Consider the following 17397-nt stretch of genomic DNA (forward strand, 5'->3'; position numbering starts at 1 on the left):
CACTATCGTTCCTAGTTTCTTCTATTAAATCTATCCGTTCATTAATTACGTAATGGTTTTCCTTTCACGAGCATATGCTGCATGCGCTGCTGTGTTTTCGGTTCAGCTACTAAACTTAAAAATGCTTCACGTTCTAAATCCAGCAAGTATTCTTCATCTACTTTTGTTCCAAATGGAAGTTTTCCGCCGGCAATGACATACGCCAATTTTTTCGCAATCGTGTAATCATGCTCGGAAATAAATCCGGATTTCATCATTGTCTGTGCTCCTAAAAGCAGCGTGGCATATCCCGTTTCCCCTACGACTGGGATTTTCTTTCTGATTGGTGCTGTGTAGCCATTTTCATATAAATGCAGCGCCGCTTGTTTTGCATCGTAAAGTAAATGGTCTTGATTCACACTGATTCCATCCGCTTTATTCAAGAAGTTATTGTCTCTTGCTTCTTCACCCGATGTGGAAACCTTCGCCATTGCAATCGTTTCGAATACTTTATTCGCTACATTCTGCAAATCATAAGCCATTCCATTCGGCATTTGGTTTAAGTGTTTAATATACAGCTCTTTATTGCCGCCTCCGCCTGGAATCAAGCCAACACCTACTTCAACAAGTCCCATATACGTTTCCGAGCTTGCTTGAATATGTGCAGCCGGCAAGCAAACTTCGGCTCCGCCTCCAAGTGTCATAGCAAACGGTGCAGCTACCACTGGTTTCGCGCTGTATTTTATTTTCATCATCGCTTGCTGAAAGCCTTTAACGACCATTTCAATTTCCCAAATATTATCGTCTTGCGCTTCCATCAAGATCATGGCTAAGTTCGCACCAACACAGAAGTTCTTTCCTTGATTGCCGATGACGAGTCCCTTGTAATTCTTCTCGACTTCATCAACAGCGAAATTAATCATTTGCACGATATCCATTCCAATGGCGTTGTTTGGTGAGTGGAATTCTAATAGTGCAACCCCGTCACCAATATCAATTAAGCTAGCTCCGCTGTTTTGTTTAATCAGCTTGCCCTGCTTTTTCAATTTCTTTAAATCCATCTCTTTTGGATTCTTTTGAATATCTTGATAGTCTCCATTTTGATAGAAAGCTAGGCCAGACTCATTCGCTTGATAGAAAGACGTCTTGCCGTTTGCCACCATGTCTTTCACCCATGCCGGGACAGTCATTCCTTCCGCTTCCATCTTTTGAACGGATTTCTCTACACCGATCGCATCCCATATTTCAAATGGACCATGGCTCCAGCCGAATCCCCATTTCATCGCCTGATCGATGGCGACAATATCATCTGCAATCTCTCCAGATAGCTCAGCCGAATACGTGAGAACCGGTGAAATGATCTTCCATAAAAATTGTCCTGCTTGATCCTCTGCATAAACAAGCGCTTTCAATTTGGCTGATGTGCCTTTTTGCTGTTTGGCCATTTCGACAGAAGCAGCTTTTAATTTCTTCCGCTCACCATATTCCATCGTTTCTGGATTTAATTCTAAAATTGTTTTGCCTTCTTTTTTGAAGAAGCCTTGACCTGACTTTGCTCCAAGCCAGCCATTCTCACGCATTTTCTTCATAAATTCAGGAATGTCAAAGACGTCCTTCTCTTCGCCTTCCACTTGCTCGTATAAGTTATTCGCCACGTGAATGAATGTATCTAAACCAACGACGTCAAGCGTACGGAATGTAGCACTTTTTGGACGGCCAATCAGCGGACCAGTTAAAGAATCTACTTCACCAGCTGATAATCCGGCTTTCAGCATTTCTTGAACTGTCTTCAGCAAACCGTATGTACCGATGCGGTTCGCGATGAAGTTTGGTGTATCTTTCGCAAGAACCACTCCCTTGCCAAGTGTATTCTCGCCAAATGCTTTCATATATTCTAATACTTCTTGATCCGTATCCTTTGTCGGAATAATTTCAAGTAATTTTAAATAGCGGGGCGGATTGAAGAAGTGCGTACCTAGAAAATGCTTGCGGAAGTCTTCTGACCGTCCTTCTGCCATTGCTTCGATTGAAATTCCTGACGTATTGGAACTGACAACACTTCCCGGTTTCCGGTATTTTTCCACCTTTTCAAACACTTGCTTTTTCACATCAAGGTTTTCAACAACCACTTCAATGATCCAGTCCACATCTGAGAGTTGATCTAAATCATCCTCTAAGTTGCCAGCTGTGATTAAACCAAGATTTTTTTTAGACGCTAACGGTGCAGGCTTCTGCTTTAATAGCTTTTGCAGAGCCCCTGCAGAAAATCGATTGCGAACAGCAGCATCTTCAAGCGTTAACCCTTTCGCTTCCTCTTCTTTTGTTAATTCACGAGGTACAATATCTAATAATATCGATGGAATGCCGATATTCGCTAAATGGGCGGCAATGCCTGACCCCATCACTCCTGAACCTAGTACGGCAGCCTTTTGAATATGAAGAACCAACGTAATTTCCCCCTTCGCACCTTTGAATGAATACTCATTCATTATTTCTATTTCTAATATAACCCATGTATATGTGAGAATCAATCCTAAAAAATTAAAAAATGTAAATTTTCTAATTTTATTTTCAATTCTCCCTGCCGCTTATGTTTTCTCCATTAACATAAAAATAAGAGTCGCAGCTGCGACTCTTATTTTTTCATTATTCCCTTTACGATAAATGCCACATTCGCCGGACGCTCAGCCAGTCTTCTCATAAAGTAGCCATACCAATCGGTGCCGTATGGAACATAGACACGCATCTTATACCCCTCATTGGCTAATTCATGCTGCCTTTCTGTGCAAATCCCATAAAGCATTTGAAACTCGAACTGATCTTTCGGGATCTTGTGCTCTTTCACTAGTTGTTTCGTGTACTCAATCATCACATCATCATGTGTCGCAACAGCTGTATAATTGCCATTTAATAAATGCATTTTAATGATTTTCTTAAAGTTTTCATCTACGTCTTTCTTTTCGGGAAAAGCTACTTTGGCTGATTCTTTGTAGGCTCCTTTCACAAGTCGTAAGTTAGGAGAGTATGCGTCAAGTTCTTTCATATCTTCTTCGGTACGGTATAAATAGGCTTGAATGACTGTTCCGATATGATCATATTCCTTTTTCAGCTGTTTAAAAATCTCCAGCGTCTTTCCGCAGCGGGAATAGTCTTCCATATCAATCGTAACGAATACATCATGCCGCTCGGCCGCTTCGAGAATTCGCCGCATATTGCTCATAACAATCTCATCTGACAGGTCGAGACCCATGGATGTTAATTTTAATGAAAGCTGGGAATCCAGTCCTTCACGTGCGATGGCTTCGATAGCTTCTATGCAATGATCCGCCATCTCATTCGCTTCTCTTTCGTTATCGATAAATTCACCTAAGTAATCGATGGTGACACATAAGTTTTTCTTATTCAGTTCTTTAATCACTTCTACCGCTTGATTGATTCGTTCACCCGCGACAAATCGCGCCGCTCCAAATTGTAAACCGTACTTCTTAGCCATTTTCGTAATTGGTTTATTTTTAGATAAAAATAAAAAGAAGTTTCTCATTGCTTGTTCCATCATGAAACCCCCTCCTCACCATCTTGTTCAATCAAGTTATCTCATTATTATTATATGCTCAAAAACTGTAAGCGTTTTCTTTTTTATCTTACCATCCCATACCACTCATAAATATCCCTAAAACGCATAAACGAAAAACTATTTATAAATACAAGAAAAAAACGCAAATTATTTTTGCGCTTCACTATGAACTATTTCGTATTTAACGGCCGGAAAACTTAATACAAAACTCGTTCCTTTATTCGGTTCACTCTCTACCTCTATTACACCTTTCATGGCATGGATAATCGAAAAAGTGACCATCATGCCTATTCCGGTGCCAGATTCTCCTTTAGTGGAAAAATAAGGTTCTCCTAAGCGAGCTAATTGCTCAGTTGTCATTCCCACTCCTGTGTCACGAATGATAATTCTCGTTTTGTTATGAGCGCTGTTTGTTTCTAGTGAAAGAAATCCGCCGTTCGGCATTGCTTCAATGGCATTCTTAACAATGTTTAATAGACTTTGATGCAGTTTATTCTTGTCACCTTTCATCCACTGGTCGTCAGTGGGCTCAATGCTAATTTCCACACTGTTCATATTGGCAAGCGGAGTCGCAACTTTCGCCACTCTTTGCAGCACTTCCTGCACATGGATCATAGATACTTCTTCAATTGGCGGTTTCGCAAAAGTTAAGTAATCTGAGATAATACTTTCTGCCCGGTCGAGTTCAATGATGGCAACTGAAGAGAATTCTTTCCTCTTTTCGTTTGAAAAAGAAGGATCGCTAATTAATTGTAAGAATCCGCGTATGGTTGTCAAAGGGTTGCGAACTTCATGAGAAATAGCGGCAGCCAAATGACTGACAGCTTCCACTCTCGTTGCTTTAATCACTTGATCTTTTAACAGCATCCGTTTTTTTACTGATTCTATCGTGTAAGTGATGATAATGGTGCTAAGGAAAGGGATGATTAAAAAGTCGAACATAAATTCAATATGTATCGTTTGACTTGTATATTTAAGTTGAACTAATCCCCATATTATAGAAGGAAGCATTGTTAAAACGGAAGCAAATATAACTTTATGCCCCAGCTTTTGCGCAGTAAACTTCATGTGCAGTAATCCTACTATTGATGAATTTATGATATAGATCCAAAATGCCGTCCAAAACCCAGCATCAATTCCCCAAAAGGCCCGAATGGCAAGCATAATGACAACCAGCACATATCCGCCATTTAAACCGAGATAAAGCGCTCCAAGCGTCAGCGGAATTTGCCTTAAATCGAAGTAGAATTCATCTGACACCGATGTAGTAAGAATCATGCAAGCTAGCAAGGACAAGATAAAGTAAATATAATAGCTAAATTGATCAGGATATTTATTCATACGCTCAAGCCACAATTGAAAGAAGAACAAGAGAACAAGTAAAAAACTTAAACTAAAAACGAGATGTTCTGTTAATCCCATCTTTCCCCACACTTTTCTATATGGATTTTTATCTTTTCACACGGTTATTACTAGTCATATTTTACTATAAAATATTTAATATGTCACATTTCTATCTTAAGAATGTTAAAATTTGATTTTTTCTATTGTTCATTTTTCCACTCATATTCATATTACTATAAAGTAATTAATGAATGGTAGAAATTATTATGTTTTATCTGTATATTTTAAATGATTCATTTTCAATCGCCAATCTATGCTGTTTTTCATATATAATGAGAGGAACAGAAGAAAATTGAGGTGTCATAAATTGAAGAAACTGTCCTGGGCGCTGTCTGCGATTGGAGTTTTACTCATTCTTTCGAGCTTGCTTTATCCTTTAAATATTATTGAGAAATCGACATTTACCTACTTGCTGCTTGGCGGCGCTCTTATTATGTTCATTGGTTCGATGATTCGGACATATGCTATTTTGAAGAAATAGAATTATTTTATCACTTCCAGTGTAGCTAACAAACGGGATTTTGGGAAACCACTTGCCAAGCATGAAAAAAGATCGATAATGTTCCCCACTTTTTGTTTAGCAGAGCATTGAACTGGTTTATTAGCAACTCTATTAACTATTGGAAAATCTCATCGCTATATAAAGTGAAAAATGATACACTAAAATTTGCAGCAATATATAGCGGATGGGCGGTTGGCACTCCCTTGAGAAAGGGGGTGTTAATATGGTGACTTATGATGCAATGAATATGCTATTTCAAGCTGGTATATTACTCGCAACAGCAACATCAGCTGTTATTGCGATGATTGCTCTATACACCAATAGAAAAAAGTAGCCACCCTCCGCTAACGACCAGGTAAGCAGGGTGGCTACTCTCTTTGTAACACCTTTTTATTCATCACTGGTCAACCGCACTTCTTGCGGTATATCAGCTGCATTGACTGAGTGTTGACGCACTCAGTCTCTTTTTATTATATATTTAGTTTACCACATTCATACGTAAAATATACAGCTGTATTCTCTTAAAACAAAGCTGGTATTTAAACCGCTCTGTTTCTGGTACAGTTCCTGTCCGTTACGATCCCTAGATTGTGTGTTAGTTAATGTTAAATAGATTTATTTTTATCCTAATGCTCTATTTTTAACCCATATCCTAATTTAAAACAGCCAGCCGAAAATATTTCGGCTGGCTGTCTGTTTATATTAACAATCGCTGATGACAATATAAGCGGCCTTCACGGGACCATGCACACCAACGACAAGGTTCATCTCAATGTCGGCGGAGTTACTTGGTCCGGTAATAAAGTTAATGCATGACGGAATCAATTCTCCATTTTGCACTTTTTTGCTGATCGCTTGTGCTGCTTGAGTCATTCGCGGGACAAGCGTGCTTTTAGGAATAATCGCAATATATTGCTGTGGCAAAAGGCTGACCGAGCGGCCTTTATCTTTGCTGCTTAATAAAACGACAGTTCCGGATTCAGCTAGGGTCATATCAGTAAATGTAATACCGATATTCGCTTTTTCTGCGAGTTCAATATTTTTCTCTCCAATTGCAGGATCCCAAATATTGATTTCTTTATTTTCAGACGGCCAAGTGCTGTGAACTAATTCGCTTAGGCCATACTCTTCAAAACGGGGGTCGTTCCAAAGTGACAGTGGACCGCCGCCGTATAAATTAACTGTAGATGCTAATGTGTTTGCCAGCTCTTCACGAGTGGTTTCAATATACTCTGTATGAATCAAGCGGCATTGATCCTTTAACACCTGCATCAATTCGTCTTGTGATGCTCCCTTTAATACTTCATGCTGCGGCTGGAATTTCCATTTCGGACGTTCTACGGACGCTTTTTTTTCTCTGCCTAAGCTTTTTGAAATATTGCTTAAAAAAGAATCGCGGTTATGAATCGTGCCTGTCATTAGTTGTCGCCGCCTTTCTCTTTTTGATAATCTTTAAACCAGTCACGGAAACGCTCTTTTTCCGGTGCCGGGAATTCACGAAGCTCTGTCCAAGCCTTCAAAGGACCCGGGCCTTTTGAAATCCGATCTCCATTTGTAAATGGCTTCATGACTGCTGAAGCCATTTTTGAACCCATTCCGTATAATGGGTTGGATGCTGCTCCAAGTCCGAACGCTTTCATCGCCAATTTCTCGGAAACAGGCGCGCGCCCTTCCTTCTCGACAATGACTTGACGGTGCTTATGCAATAATTCGTGAAGCGGAATTTTTACCGGACACGCATCTGTACAAGCTGCACATAAAGTTGAGGCATAAGGAAGTTCCTTAAAGTCATCATATCCTCCTAATAGAGGTGACAGCACAGCACCAATAGGCCCAGAGTAAATCGATCCGTAAGAATGGCCGCCAATATGACGGTACACCGGACAAACATTAATACACGCCGCACAGCGGATACACTGAAGAACGGATTGGAATTCAGTTCCAAGAATCTTCGAACGTCCGTTATCCACAATGACTAAGTGGAATTCTTCCGGTCCATCCACATCGCCTTCTTCTCTTGGGCCAGTTAATGTTGTCACATAGCTTGTCAGCTTTTGGCCAACAGCACTTCGAGTCAATAAACTTACTAGTACTTCGAATTCTTCGTACGTCGGAACAATCCGCTCCATCCCCATCACTGTAATCTGTGTTTTTGGAATCGCGGTTACTAAGCGTGCATTCCCTTCGTTTGTAACTAAGCTGACAGAGCCTGATTCAGCAATCGCAAAGTTACATCCCGTAATTCCGATATCTGCAGATAAGAAATCCTTTCGGAGCATTTCCCGCGCATGCAAAGCCAATTCTTCTGGCTTAGAGGTGTTTTGATAAGCCAGTTTCTCAGAAAACACTTCTCTAATCTGCTCTCTATTTTTGTGAAGCGCTGGTGCAACAATGTGCGAAGGCGGATCATGATCATCCACTTGAAGAATGTACTCGCCAAGATCCGTTTCGATCACTTCACAGCCTGCCTTTTCCAGACAGTCATTTAAGTTGATCTCTTCCGTTACCATTGATTTCGACTTAACCACTTTTTTGCCGTTCTTTTTCTTCACGACTTCTTCAATATATCGATTCGCTTCCTCAGCTGTCTCTGCAAAAAAGACGTGGCCGCCGCGTTTTGAAACGTTTTCACTCAATTGTTCTAAATAATAATCTAAGTTTTCCAGGACATGCTGGCGAATTTCTTCCCCATGCGAACGCCAATCTTCCCAGTTACCAAGCTCTTCTGCTGCATCTAATCGCCGCGTACGCAACCGTTCTTGGGCAGATGCGACTGCACCGCGCATGAACGTGTTATCAATGTTTCCTTTCACACGTCCTTTAAAATCTTCAGCACCAAATTTCATTGACATCGTTGTTCACCTCTCTCTGCTATTACCCTCGGCTGTTTAATACTTCTGCTATATGCATCACGCGAATCGGTTTTCCTTTACGCTCCATTCGGCCTCCAATATTCATTAGACAGCCACAGTCAGCACCAATTAAATAATCCGCTTCTACTTCTTCTGCACTAGCAACCTTTTCATCTACCATTTGCTCAGAAATCGGCCCCATTTTAACAGAAAACGTTCCTCCGAATCCGCAGCAGTTATGTGCGTTAGGCAGCGGGACAAAATCAAGACCATCTACATTCTTCAAAAGTGTCATCGGTGCGTCCTTCACACCCAATAGACGTGTCATATGGCAAGAAGGATGGTAAGTGGCCGTTCCTGGCAATTTAGCGCCTAGGTCCTCAACCTTTAGTACATCAACGATAAATTGTGTAAACTCATATGTTTTCTCTGCTAATTGTTTCGCTTTCGGCTCCCAGATCGGATCCCCTTTAAAAACATGTGGATATTCCTTAAACATAGTTGCGCAAGAACCAGATGGCGTCACCACGTATTCGGCATTCTCAAATGTTTCAATCATCTTTTTCATCGCGCCTTTAGATTCTTCCACATATCCGCTGTTAAAGGCCGGCTGTCCGCAGCATACTTGACGCTCTGGAAATTCAAGGTCGCAGCCCAATCTATCTAATATCTCTACCATGGCTTTTCCCACGTCTGTTTGGAACATATCGACAAGACAAGTAATAAATATAGAAACCCTCATCATATTCACCTTCTTTATATAGTTGTGTTAATCTCGTGGATGTCAAAACAACTGGTCATCTGATGACTAAACACTCTTGAATCCATCATACTACAAAACATTTCCTTTTTGTAGACAAATGATAGCGCTTTTATAAAAAATATGTTTACTAGAGTCGATCTGCTTTCTCTTTAAGACGTGAAAAAGAGGCTGCTTTCCTAAAGAGCAGCCTCTGCAAGTTAACCTATGGAAGCTCTATTTGCTTTTTCTCCATCTCAAGCATATGTTCTGATAATACCTTTTCTACATTGAGGAGGTGACCGCGCATCTCCAAACGGGCTTGCTCAGGATCTTGGTTGAGAATTGCTTGAAAAATAGCCTCATGTTCTTCGTTAAGTTTATCTACGGTTGTCTTTTCAGAATAGAGACAGATTCTGCGTGTTTCTTTCATCGTCTCTTCCATTAAATCAGATACATGATTCATTAAACTCGATAAAAGCGGGTTACCCGTGGCTTCGGCAATAATTAGATGAAAACGCAAGTCTGCCTTTTCCCCTTTTTCAATGTCATTCGAGTACTTGCTCATTTCATCTAATGCCGCTCTCATTTTCAGCAAGTCTTCTTCTGTTCTCTTTTCTGCTGCTGTATATGCAGCTCCAACCTCCATAATTTTACGAACTTCAAGCAAGTGTAAAATATCGGTTTTGTTCATCAACACAGCGTTTTGGATGGGATAGGCAATTCCTTTAGGTGAAAATGCCTTTACATATGTACCTTCACCTTGGCGAATATCTAATATATCCATTGCACGCAGCGCGGATAATGCCTCACGGACAGCGGATCGTCCTACTTGAAAATTCTCAGCCAGCTGCTCAACGGACGCAATTTTATCCCCGGGCTGAAGTTCCCCTTCTTTAATCATTAATAGCAGTGCTTCTGCGACTTCTTCATATATTTTCTTTGGTTTAATTCGCTTATAAGCCATCCTCTTGCACCTCGTTCTTTTCGCAATAATTCTATTTTACTCAACAAAACCACTATTTACAAAGTTCTTTTTTTCACTTCTTTTTACCTTGTTGATGAATGAACACTTTTTACCATTTTGTTAAAATTCACAAAAACGTAACATATTTTTTAAAAAATATTGCAATTTGCATACGCTTACATTAATATTACCATATAATCATCTGATGAGTGAATGACCTTATAAATACCCGGTGTAAAAATAGATAACCGGTAATAATAATCTGAATTTTCATTTTATTTAGAGGTTATCCAGCACCGGATATGTTTGTTACTTTTTTATTAGGGGGAAAAACTATGAGTTTGACTTTATTGTCGCTAATCGCCTTATTGCCTGTGGTTTCTATTTTAATTTTTCTAGTATTTTTAAACTGGCCGGCAAGCCGGGCGATGCCTGTTGCGTTAGTCGTTACAGTTCTTACAGCTATTTTTGTTTGGGGAACAGACGCTAACGTCGTAGCTGGTTCTGCATTTAACGGATTGTTTACTGCACTTGATATTATGTTTATCGTTCTTGGAGCTGTTTTACTATTAAATACTGTGAAAGAAAGCGGCGCGATCCATACAATCCGCCAAGGCTTTATCAGCATTTCTCCTGACCGCCGAATTCAAGCAATCATCATTGCCTGGTTATTCGGAGCTTTCATTGAAGGAGCTGCCGGATTCGGTACACCTGCTGCGATTGCTGCACCTTTATTAGTAGCCATTGGCTTCCCTGCAATGGCAGCTGTTATGGTAGCTTTAATCATCCAAAGTACGCCTGTATCTTTCGGAGCGATTGGTACACCGATTCAAGTAGGTGTTCATACTGGTTTAACAGATCAGCCCGCTGTCTTAGCCGCATTAAAAGGTTCAGGCATGAACTTTGCTGAGTATATTCTTTACATTACGTCTAACGTTGCGTTAATTCATGGTGTAATCGGAACGCTTATTCCTTTATTTATGGTAGCGATGTTAACTCGCTTCTTCGGAAAAGCACGCTCTTTCCGTGAAGGATTGCAAGTTTGGAAGTTCGCTTTATTTGCTGGTCTTTCCTTTACAATTCCTTACTACATTATCGCAACAATCTTAGGGCCAGAGTTCCCTTCACTTTTAGGTTCACTTATTGGTTTAATCATTGTCGTTCCTGCTGCTAAAGCTGGATTCTTAACGCCTAAAGAAGGACAATATTTCGACTTTGAAGAAAGAAGCAAGTGGGAAGAAGACTGGTTCGGCAAGCTTAACCATGAACCAGCGAAGATTCTTGAAGGTAAAAAAGCAATTTCCATCTGGATGGCTTGGCTTCCATATGTACTTGTTGCTGGATTACTAGTGATTTCACGTACAGTTGAACCAGTAACTGCATTTTTGAAAGATCCAAAGTTTACGATTTTATTTGAAAATGTATTTGGCTCTGGCATCAATACCGCTTCTACACCGTTATACTTGCCAGGATTTATTTTCATCGTTGTCTCAGTTTTGACTTACTTCTTGCACGGCATGAACAGCAAAGATTACGCGAAAGCGTGGAAAGAGTCATTTAAGACTGTTATTGCTGCCGGTGCTGCCTTGATCTTCGCGGTTCCAATGATCAAGATTTTCTTAAACACATCATTAAGCGCGGATAAAGTCGCTGAATCTGTTCAATATTTAGCTGGGCAGAACATGCCTCTTGTTTTAGCTGAAACTGTGTCTGTTATTTCTGGTGATTTCTGGCCAATCTTTGCTCCTGCTGTTGGAGCACTTGGCGCATTCGTTGCCGGCAGTAACACATTCAGTAACATGATGTTCTCTTTATTCCAATTCGGTGCGGCTGAAAACATCGGATTGAATGTGAATCAAGCTGGTATTGTTGTAGCCCTTCAAGCAATCGGAGGAGCTGCTGGAAACATGATTTGCGTACACAACGTCGTAGCTGCTTCTGCTACAGTTGGTCTTGTTGGTAAAGAAGGCGCATTGATCCGCCGAGTCATGCTTCCGATGACTTACTATATCTTAGCTGGCGGATTCTTCGGAATGGCTCTGATCCACGGCGGCGTTAATGTTTACTTCTTCATTTATGCGGTCATTGTAATGGTTTACCTGTTCCGTTTGATCACTTATAAAGGTCAAGGATTGGTCGCTAATTCCACTAACACAAAAGCTGTTTAATATGACAAAAAGCTGCTCTTTCTGTGACTGGTTCACACAAGAGCAGCTTTTTTATTTATTGAAAAACTGAAATCAGCTTATTTACACGAGGATAGTTTCTTGTTCGCAGATGTATCTTCATTTCCGATGAGATAATCGTTTTCTCATCCCTAGCCAAAAACATTCACTTATCTAGCTGGCAAACCCACTTTTAGCCGAATCCCTCGTGTTCCTGTATAATATTCCGTACAACTAACTACTTTTCACCAAAGGATGGTGATGACTGTGATTCAGCCGCAGCTGGCGAAAAAAATCATCCATGAAGTGCGCAAACTTTTGGACGAAGATATCATCGTGATGAATACAGACGGCATGATTATTGCCAGCACCAACCCGAATCGTCTAGGGGTGTTTCATGAAGGTGCTGTAAAAGTCAGTAAAACTGGCGAAAAATTAATTATCACGAAAGAAGATGAAAATCAATGGAGCGGGGTAAAGGCAGGGATTAACTTGCCAATTATGTTCCAAGGCGAAGTGGAGGGCGTAATTGGCATTACAGGCTCACCCGACAAAGTGTCTGGATATGGGGAGCTGCTGAAAAAAATGACGGAGCTTTTTATTCAGGAAAGCTATTATCAAGAGGAGATCGAATGGCAAGCACGTTCTTTAGAAGCCTTTGTCTTCGATTGGATGGAAAAACGTGAATGGAGCGATTCTTTCCTTAATAAAGCGAAACTTCTAGGCATTGATTTAACAGCACACAGGCAAGCTGTTCTCATTCACTATCCGCCCGCTTCGCTTATTTCATTTAAACCAGTGTGGCGAAATTTCTCTCAATCTATTCGAGGAACCAGCAACACCATCGTGATCCGCTGGGGAAATGACCGGCTTCTAGTACTGCTGGATCATGAACTGAACGACTTAACGTTCCTAGTTGAAAAATGGAAGCTAATGTTAGAAAAACAACTTGGTGCTTCTGTGGCGATCGGCATCGGTTCCTCGCTGCCTTCTAATCAGTTAAAATTGGCCTTTCTTCAAGCAGAACGTGCATTGAAAGTAGCTTTAGCCACTTCTTCCATTGTTCATGATGACCAATTGACATTAGAGATGATTGTAGAAGACATTCGCACAGAAACCAAACAACAATTTCTTGAGCGGACAATCGCTCCTATTCAAGGAGAACCCGAATTGTTGGCTACTCTTTACGCTCTTTTCACTCATAATTTCTCCTATAAGCAAGCAGCGGACTCGATTCCGATTCATATTAATACGCTCCACTACCGTCTCAAAAAAATTGAAGAAGCAACGGGGTTAAATCCGAAGCTTCTGAAAGATCAGCTCAGTCTTTATCTCGCGTGGATGTTAAATAAGCAATAACAAAGCGGTGCTCGAATTTAAGCACCGCTTGTTTGTTTGCGTGGTTTAATTGGAATACAGCCTTTCGGACAGCTCCCGCACTTCTTTGCCCCTTCTTTATCAAGCCGATAATTAAAGCAGCAAGTCGTACGAACCCGAACCAATGCATCTCGGCCTTCCACAGCTGTTTTTTCATTCACATATCTAGCTAACGGATTGGCATGGTAATTCCCAAATAATTTCGCTTGCTCTGGGGCGAGAAGCCAATGAAAGTCCGCTCTTGCTCTGTCACGAACAGAAGCAAACCGTTCCTCTTCTGCCACAGTTTCATATAGCCAAAAAACGTAGATGGCGATATTTTCCCACATGATTAAATTAGAAAGCTTAGAAGCTTTTCTAGCTGCTTCTACCACTTTTCCAATATGGCGAATCACCTCTTCTATTTGCCACGCTGATTCCGGATTCTTGCCAAGATAAAAGTTTGGGAGCCAGTTTCCGTTTTGTTCAGAATGGATGAGCATGGCGTCTTGTTCTTGAATCATCAGAGGCTTTCTGAAAAAAGACCAGGAAGCGAGCGCACCAACGAAAAGAAACGCATACCTTTTCATTAGAATCGAAGCGGCCACTTTCCCATCCGGGCTGCACATTCGTTCAGCTGCTTGTTCTAAAAAAACAGCTAGCTTCTCTTCATCTGTAAAGTCCTTCAAGGGCATACCATAAACATCTTCAGCCTTATCAAAAGTATATCGGCACGCGCCTTCTAACAGCTGCTTTTCCTCCTCCGTCCATGCAAGTGCAAGATCCATCTCAACCATCCTTTCTGTGACTGCCCTTTTATTTCTCTAAAAGAACAGGATTCTCTAAAATACAGCGGCCTTTTCCAAAGGGAATACATAAAGGAGTTCCAAATAAAGGATCAGCTGTTACCTGACAATCCATTTGAAATACGTCCTTTACTAAACCGCAGCTGATAATTCGCTCCGGTGCTCCTTGTGCATACACTTTTTTATCTTTAATCGCCACGATATGGTGTGCATAGCGGCAAGCCAAGTTCAAATCGTGAAGCACCATGACGATCGTACGTCCTTCGTTTTCATTCAAATCAAACAGCAAATCAAGAATTTCAATCTGATGCGTCATATCAAGATAAGTAGTTGGTTCATCAAGCAAAATGGTATCCGTATCCTGTGCCAAAGTCATGGCAATCCAGGCTCGCTGCCGCTGTCCTCCTGATAATTCATCCACAAACCGGTCTTCCAAATCTTTTAGCCCTGTAGCTGCTAACGCCTTTTGCACAGCCTCTTCGTCTTTCGCCGACCATTGTTTCAGCCATGTCTGGTGCGGATAACGCCCCTGCTTTACTAGCTGCAATACAGTCAATCCTTCCGGCGCTGTTGGAGATTGAGGCAAAATCGCCATTTGTTTCGCCACTTCTTTCGTTGGCATGCTGTGGATCGACTGGCCATCTAACAGCACCCCTCCACCCACAGGCTTTAACAGCCGCGCCGCTGACCGGAGCAGTGTTGATTTTCCACAGCCGTTCCCACCGATCAAGACGGTGATATTCCCTTTTGGAATCGCTAAATCAAGTTCATCTATAATGACAGTCTGTCCATAAGATAAGGTCAGCTTTTCTGTCGTAATCCGGTTGCTTTCCATGCTCTACACTCCTTAAGATTGCTTTGTGCGGAATAATAAATAGATAAAGTACGGGGCGCCAATACCTGCTGTAAACACACCTGCCGGAACTTCTAAAGGCAAAAACAGCGTTCGGCCAATTAAATCAGCAACCATCACTAGCATTCCGCCAATCAGCGCGGATGCCGGCAGCAATGCGCCAAATGAAGAACCCACGATTCTTCTAGCCATATGCGGAGCCATTAAACCGACAAAGCCGATCCCTCCAGCAAATGCGACCGCTCCACCTACAAGTCCTGTAGCAAGGAGAATGAGCAGAAACCGCTGCCATTCTACTTTAGCACCTGCATTAATCGCTAATTCATCCCCCAATTCCTGAATGTTGACATGTCGGGACAGGAGCCAGGCTATGATTAACAAAGTTATCGCCCAAGGAGCTAGAATCGTCACTTCCCTCCAGTTCACGCCATTAACCGTTCCCGTAATCCAAATATTAGCTTTTGCTGCATGATGAATCGGACCGACAATCATTAGAAGAGTGGTAATCGCTTGCATTACAGCAGCAATTCCAATCCCAATCAGCACAAGACGCACAGGTGATATCCCGTCTTTCCATGCAAATAGATAGACAGCCAGTGCCGCAAGTGAGGCGCCTAGAAATGCCGCGAGCGGCTGCCAATGAATGCTGACGGTCAAAATATTGCTTTCATTACTGAAAATCGCCAGAAATCCCACTACGGCCGCGCTTGCTCCTGCCGTCAGCCCGATAATATCCGGTGAAGCCAGCGGATTTCTAACCATCCCCTGCAAAATCGATCCTGCAGCTGCGAGCGACATACCTGCTAAGAGTGCCATAAGCATTCTCGGCATTCGAAACGAATAGACGACCAGCTGATCAAAGTCCGTTCCGCCTCCAACAAACGTTTGAAGAACTGTGAGTAAATTTAGTTTGATATCTCCTAAAGCGGCACTCATTACGAATACAATGATTAATCCAAAAAATAGAAGAGTAATTTTTTTAGCGGCTTGCTTATCCATTAAAAAAGAAAATTGATCACCAAAAAGTCTGCGAGTTTCATATCGTTTCATCGGGCACCGATCCCCTTCCTTGCTATATAAATAAAGAACGGAGCTCCGATGGCAGCCGTCATGACACCTACTGGCACTTCTTGAGGCATAATCACATATCTGGCGCCAATATCAGCGGCCAATAACAACATGGCGCCAAGCAAACCTGAAAACGGCAGCACCCAGCGGTGATCTACCCCAATCAATTTTCTGGCAATATGGGGAATGATAATGCCGACAAATCCGACTGGTCCAGCAATCGCCACTGCGCCCCCTGCAAGAAGCACGACAGCAATAGCAGACACTAATTTGATGAGGCCAATTTTCAACCCTAACCCTCTCGCGACATCTTCCCCCATAGCCAGTACATTTAGCTTTCCAGCGAGCAGCAGCGCCAATATCCATCCCGCAGCTAAATAAGGAAACACGGCTGTCAGCATTTCGAGCTTTCTGCCTTGCACAGACCCTGCCAGCCAAAACAACACTTGTTCAAGAGCTGCTTCATTGAGAACAAGAAGACCTTGTGTAAAAGATGAGAACATGGCAGCGATAGCAGCTCCTGCAAGTGTCAGTTTCATTGGCGTTAAACCTTCGCGGCCGGCCGAACCGATCGCAAATACAAGAAACGCCGCAAATCCCGCTCCTATAAAGGCAAGCCAGGCAAATGACTGAATGCCGTTAATATGAAAGACAGTCAATCCGACGACAACAAAAAATCCTGCTCCGGCATTGATTCCGAGAATACCTGGTGAAGCTAAAGGATTTTTGGTCAGCGTCTGCATGATCACCCCAGACATAGCCAGACTGGCACCTACTGCGGCTGCTATTAGAGCGCGCGGCATACGCAGCTGCTGGATGATTAAGTGTTCACTAGACTCATTGAATGAAATAAACGATTCGTACACTATTCGCCAAGAAGTATGGGTATAGCCATATACAATGCTCAAAAGCATCAGCAGGACCATTCCCAGCATGCCTCCTACTAATAAACCAAACTTTGCACCAATTTTCATATGAACCTTCCTTATGGTGTTCGTACACCTGTCAATATTTATATTGTAGGAAAGAAATATATTTTCGTCAATGACTTTGAAAATCATTATCATTTATAGTTGACATTGATTCTCACTTGAAGTATGATCATTCTTATAGCCGGTAATGATAATCATTA

At 41.8% G+C, this 17397-nt stretch carries 15 protein-coding genes; 4 read left to right on the forward strand and 11 right to left on the reverse strand.

Going from position 1 to position 17397, the window contains the following annotated elements; genetic code table 11:
- Nucleotides 1–41: 41 nt before the first annotated feature.
- The 3 genes from JOC78_RS07530 to JOC78_RS07540 all read right to left on the reverse strand — a co-directional run bounded on the left by JOC78_RS07530 (nucleotide 42) and on the right by JOC78_RS07540 (nucleotide 4975).
- Nucleotides 42–2426: a 3-hydroxyacyl-CoA dehydrogenase/enoyl-CoA hydratase family protein gene (locus JOC78_RS07530; RefSeq protein ID WP_275582015.1), complete on the reverse strand. Its 2385-nt coding sequence runs from the start codon at nucleotides 2424–2426 to the stop codon at nucleotides 42–44.
- A 188-nt stretch (nucleotides 2427–2614) separates the two neighbouring features.
- Nucleotides 2615–3532: a proline dehydrogenase family protein gene (locus tag JOC78_RS07535; protein WP_204554168.1), complete on the reverse strand. Its 918-nt coding sequence runs from the start codon at nucleotides 3530–3532 to the stop codon at nucleotides 2615–2617.
- Between the two features lie 168 nt (nucleotides 3533–3700).
- Complete coding sequence (locus tag JOC78_RS07540) at nucleotides 3701–4975, reverse strand: sensor histidine kinase (protein ID WP_204553900.1); 1275 nt, start codon at nucleotides 4973–4975, stop codon at nucleotides 3701–3703.
- Nucleotides 4976–5264: 289 nt separating this feature from the next.
- Between JOC78_RS07540 and JOC78_RS07545 the strand changes: the two genes are divergently transcribed.
- Both JOC78_RS07545 and JOC78_RS17930 read left to right on the forward strand, forming a co-directional pair.
- The gene (locus tag JOC78_RS07545) at nucleotides 5265–5438 is read left to right on the forward strand and encodes a hypothetical protein (protein ID WP_204553901.1); all 174 of its coding nucleotides are present in this window, start codon (nucleotides 5265–5267) and stop codon (nucleotides 5436–5438) included.
- Between the two features lie 244 nt (nucleotides 5439–5682).
- The gene (locus tag JOC78_RS17930) at nucleotides 5683–5793 is read left to right on the forward strand and encodes a putative holin-like toxin (protein ID WP_476693181.1); all 111 of its coding nucleotides are present in this window, start codon (nucleotides 5683–5685) and stop codon (nucleotides 5791–5793) included.
- A gap of 368 nt (nucleotides 5794–6161) precedes the next feature.
- Here JOC78_RS17930 and JOC78_RS07550 read toward each other — a convergent pair whose 3' ends face one another.
- The 4 genes from JOC78_RS07550 to JOC78_RS07565 form a co-directional block, all read right to left on the reverse strand.
- On the reverse strand, nucleotides 6162–6878 hold the full coding sequence (locus JOC78_RS07550; protein WP_204553902.1) for a LutC/YkgG family protein: 717 nt from the start codon (nucleotides 6876–6878) through the stop codon (nucleotides 6162–6164).
- A complete protein-coding gene (locus JOC78_RS07555) occupies nucleotides 6878–8311 on the reverse strand; it encodes a LutB/LldF family L-lactate oxidation iron-sulfur protein (RefSeq protein WP_204553903.1) in 1434 nt (477 codons plus the stop codon). Before JOC78_RS07555 ends, JOC78_RS07550 begins: the two co-directional genes overlap by 1 nt.
- Before the next feature lie 22 nt (nucleotides 8312–8333).
- Nucleotides 8334–9053: a (Fe-S)-binding protein gene (locus JOC78_RS07560; protein WP_204553904.1), complete on the reverse strand. Its 720-nt coding sequence runs from the start codon at nucleotides 9051–9053 to the stop codon at nucleotides 8334–8336.
- 223 nt (nucleotides 9054–9276) lie between these two features.
- Complete coding sequence (locus tag JOC78_RS07565; RefSeq protein WP_204553905.1) at nucleotides 9277–10017, reverse strand: FadR/GntR family transcriptional regulator; 741 nt, start codon at nucleotides 10015–10017, stop codon at nucleotides 9277–9279.
- A 335-nt stretch (nucleotides 10018–10352) separates the two neighbouring features.
- On the opposite strand from JOC78_RS07565, the gene JOC78_RS07570 reads away from it, so the two are divergent.
- Nucleotides 10353–12185 (forward strand): L-lactate permease, encoded by a 1833-nt coding sequence (locus JOC78_RS07570; protein ID WP_204553906.1) that lies wholly within the window; start codon nucleotides 10353–10355, stop codon nucleotides 12183–12185.
- A gap of 264 nt (nucleotides 12186–12449) precedes the next feature.
- Nucleotides 12450–13541, forward strand: a complete 1092-nt coding sequence (locus tag JOC78_RS07575; protein ID WP_204553907.1) for a sugar diacid recognition domain-containing protein — start codon at nucleotides 12450–12452, stop codon at nucleotides 13539–13541.
- Between the two features lie 17 nt (nucleotides 13542–13558).
- On the opposite strand, the gene JOC78_RS07580 is transcribed toward JOC78_RS07575, so the two are convergent.
- From JOC78_RS07580 to JOC78_RS07595, 4 genes are read right to left on the reverse strand one after another with little or no spacing between them, the layout of a single operon-like run.
- On the reverse strand, nucleotides 13559–14326 hold the full coding sequence (locus JOC78_RS07580; protein ID WP_204553908.1) for a (2Fe-2S)-binding protein: 768 nt from the start codon (nucleotides 14324–14326) through the stop codon (nucleotides 13559–13561).
- 28 nt (nucleotides 14327–14354) lie between these two features.
- On the reverse strand, nucleotides 14355–15179 hold the full coding sequence (locus JOC78_RS07585) for an ABC transporter ATP-binding protein (RefSeq protein WP_204553909.1): 825 nt from the start codon (nucleotides 15177–15179) through the stop codon (nucleotides 14355–14357).
- Nucleotides 15180–15191: 12 nt separating this feature from the next.
- On the reverse strand, nucleotides 15192–16247 hold the full coding sequence (locus JOC78_RS07590; RefSeq protein ID WP_204553910.1) for a FecCD family ABC transporter permease: 1056 nt from the start codon (nucleotides 16245–16247) through the stop codon (nucleotides 15192–15194).
- Nucleotides 16244–17239, reverse strand: coding sequence for a FecCD family ABC transporter permease (locus JOC78_RS07595; protein ID WP_204553911.1), 996 nt, complete (start codon nucleotides 17237–17239; stop codon nucleotides 16244–16246). The genes JOC78_RS07590 and JOC78_RS07595 overlap by 4 nt, the downstream gene beginning before the upstream one ends.
- Nucleotides 17240–17397: the final 158 nt, after the last annotated feature.

The organism is Bacillus ectoiniformans, assembly GCF_016908875.1.
In the GTDB taxonomy this organism is placed as follows: domain Bacteria; phylum Bacillota; class Bacilli; order Bacillales; family Domibacillaceae; genus Bacillus_BX; species Bacillus_BX ectoiniformans.

Bases quoted from the DNA above. Each gene is read 5' to 3' on its own strand.
- JOC78_RS07565 (WP_204553905.1), bottom strand. From the start codon at position 10,017: ATGGCTTATAAGCGAATTAAACCAAAGAAAATATATGAAGAAGTCGCA.
- JOC78_RS07595 (WP_204553911.1), bottom strand. From the start codon at position 17,239: ATGAAAATTGGTGCAAAGTTTGGTTTATTAGTAGGAGGCATGCTGGGA.
- JOC78_RS07540 (WP_204553900.1), bottom strand. From the start codon at position 4,975: ATGGGATTAACAGAACATCTCGTTTTTAGTTTAAGTTTTTTACTTGTT.
- JOC78_RS07580 (WP_204553908.1), bottom strand. From the start codon at position 14,326: ATGGATCTTGCACTTGCATGGACGGAGGAGGAAAAGCAGCTGTTAGAA.
- JOC78_RS07560 (WP_204553904.1), bottom strand. From the start codon at position 9,053: ATGAGGGTTTCTATATTTATTACTTGTCTTGTCGATATGTTCCAAACA.
- JOC78_RS07550 (WP_204553902.1), bottom strand. From the start codon at position 6,878: ATGACAGGCACGATTCATAACCGCGATTCTTTTTTAAGCAATATTTCA.
- JOC78_RS07585 (WP_204553909.1), bottom strand. From the start codon at position 15,179: ATGGAAAGCAACCGGATTACGACAGAAAAGCTGACCTTATCTTATGGA.
- JOC78_RS07535 (WP_204554168.1), bottom strand. From the start codon at position 3,532: ATGGAACAAGCAATGAGAAACTTCTTTTTATTTTTATCTAAAAATAAA.
- JOC78_RS07570 (WP_204553906.1), top strand. From the start codon at position 10,353: ATGAGTTTGACTTTATTGTCGCTAATCGCCTTATTGCCTGTGGTTTCT.
- JOC78_RS07590 (WP_204553910.1), bottom strand. From the start codon at position 16,247: ATGAAACGATATGAAACTCGCAGACTTTTTGGTGATCAATTTTCTTTT.
- JOC78_RS17930 (WP_476693181.1), top strand. From the start codon at position 5,683: ATGGTGACTTATGATGCAATGAATATGCTATTTCAAGCTGGTATATTA.
- JOC78_RS07555 (WP_204553903.1), bottom strand. From the start codon at position 8,311: ATGTCAATGAAATTTGGTGCTGAAGATTTTAAAGGACGTGTGAAAGGA.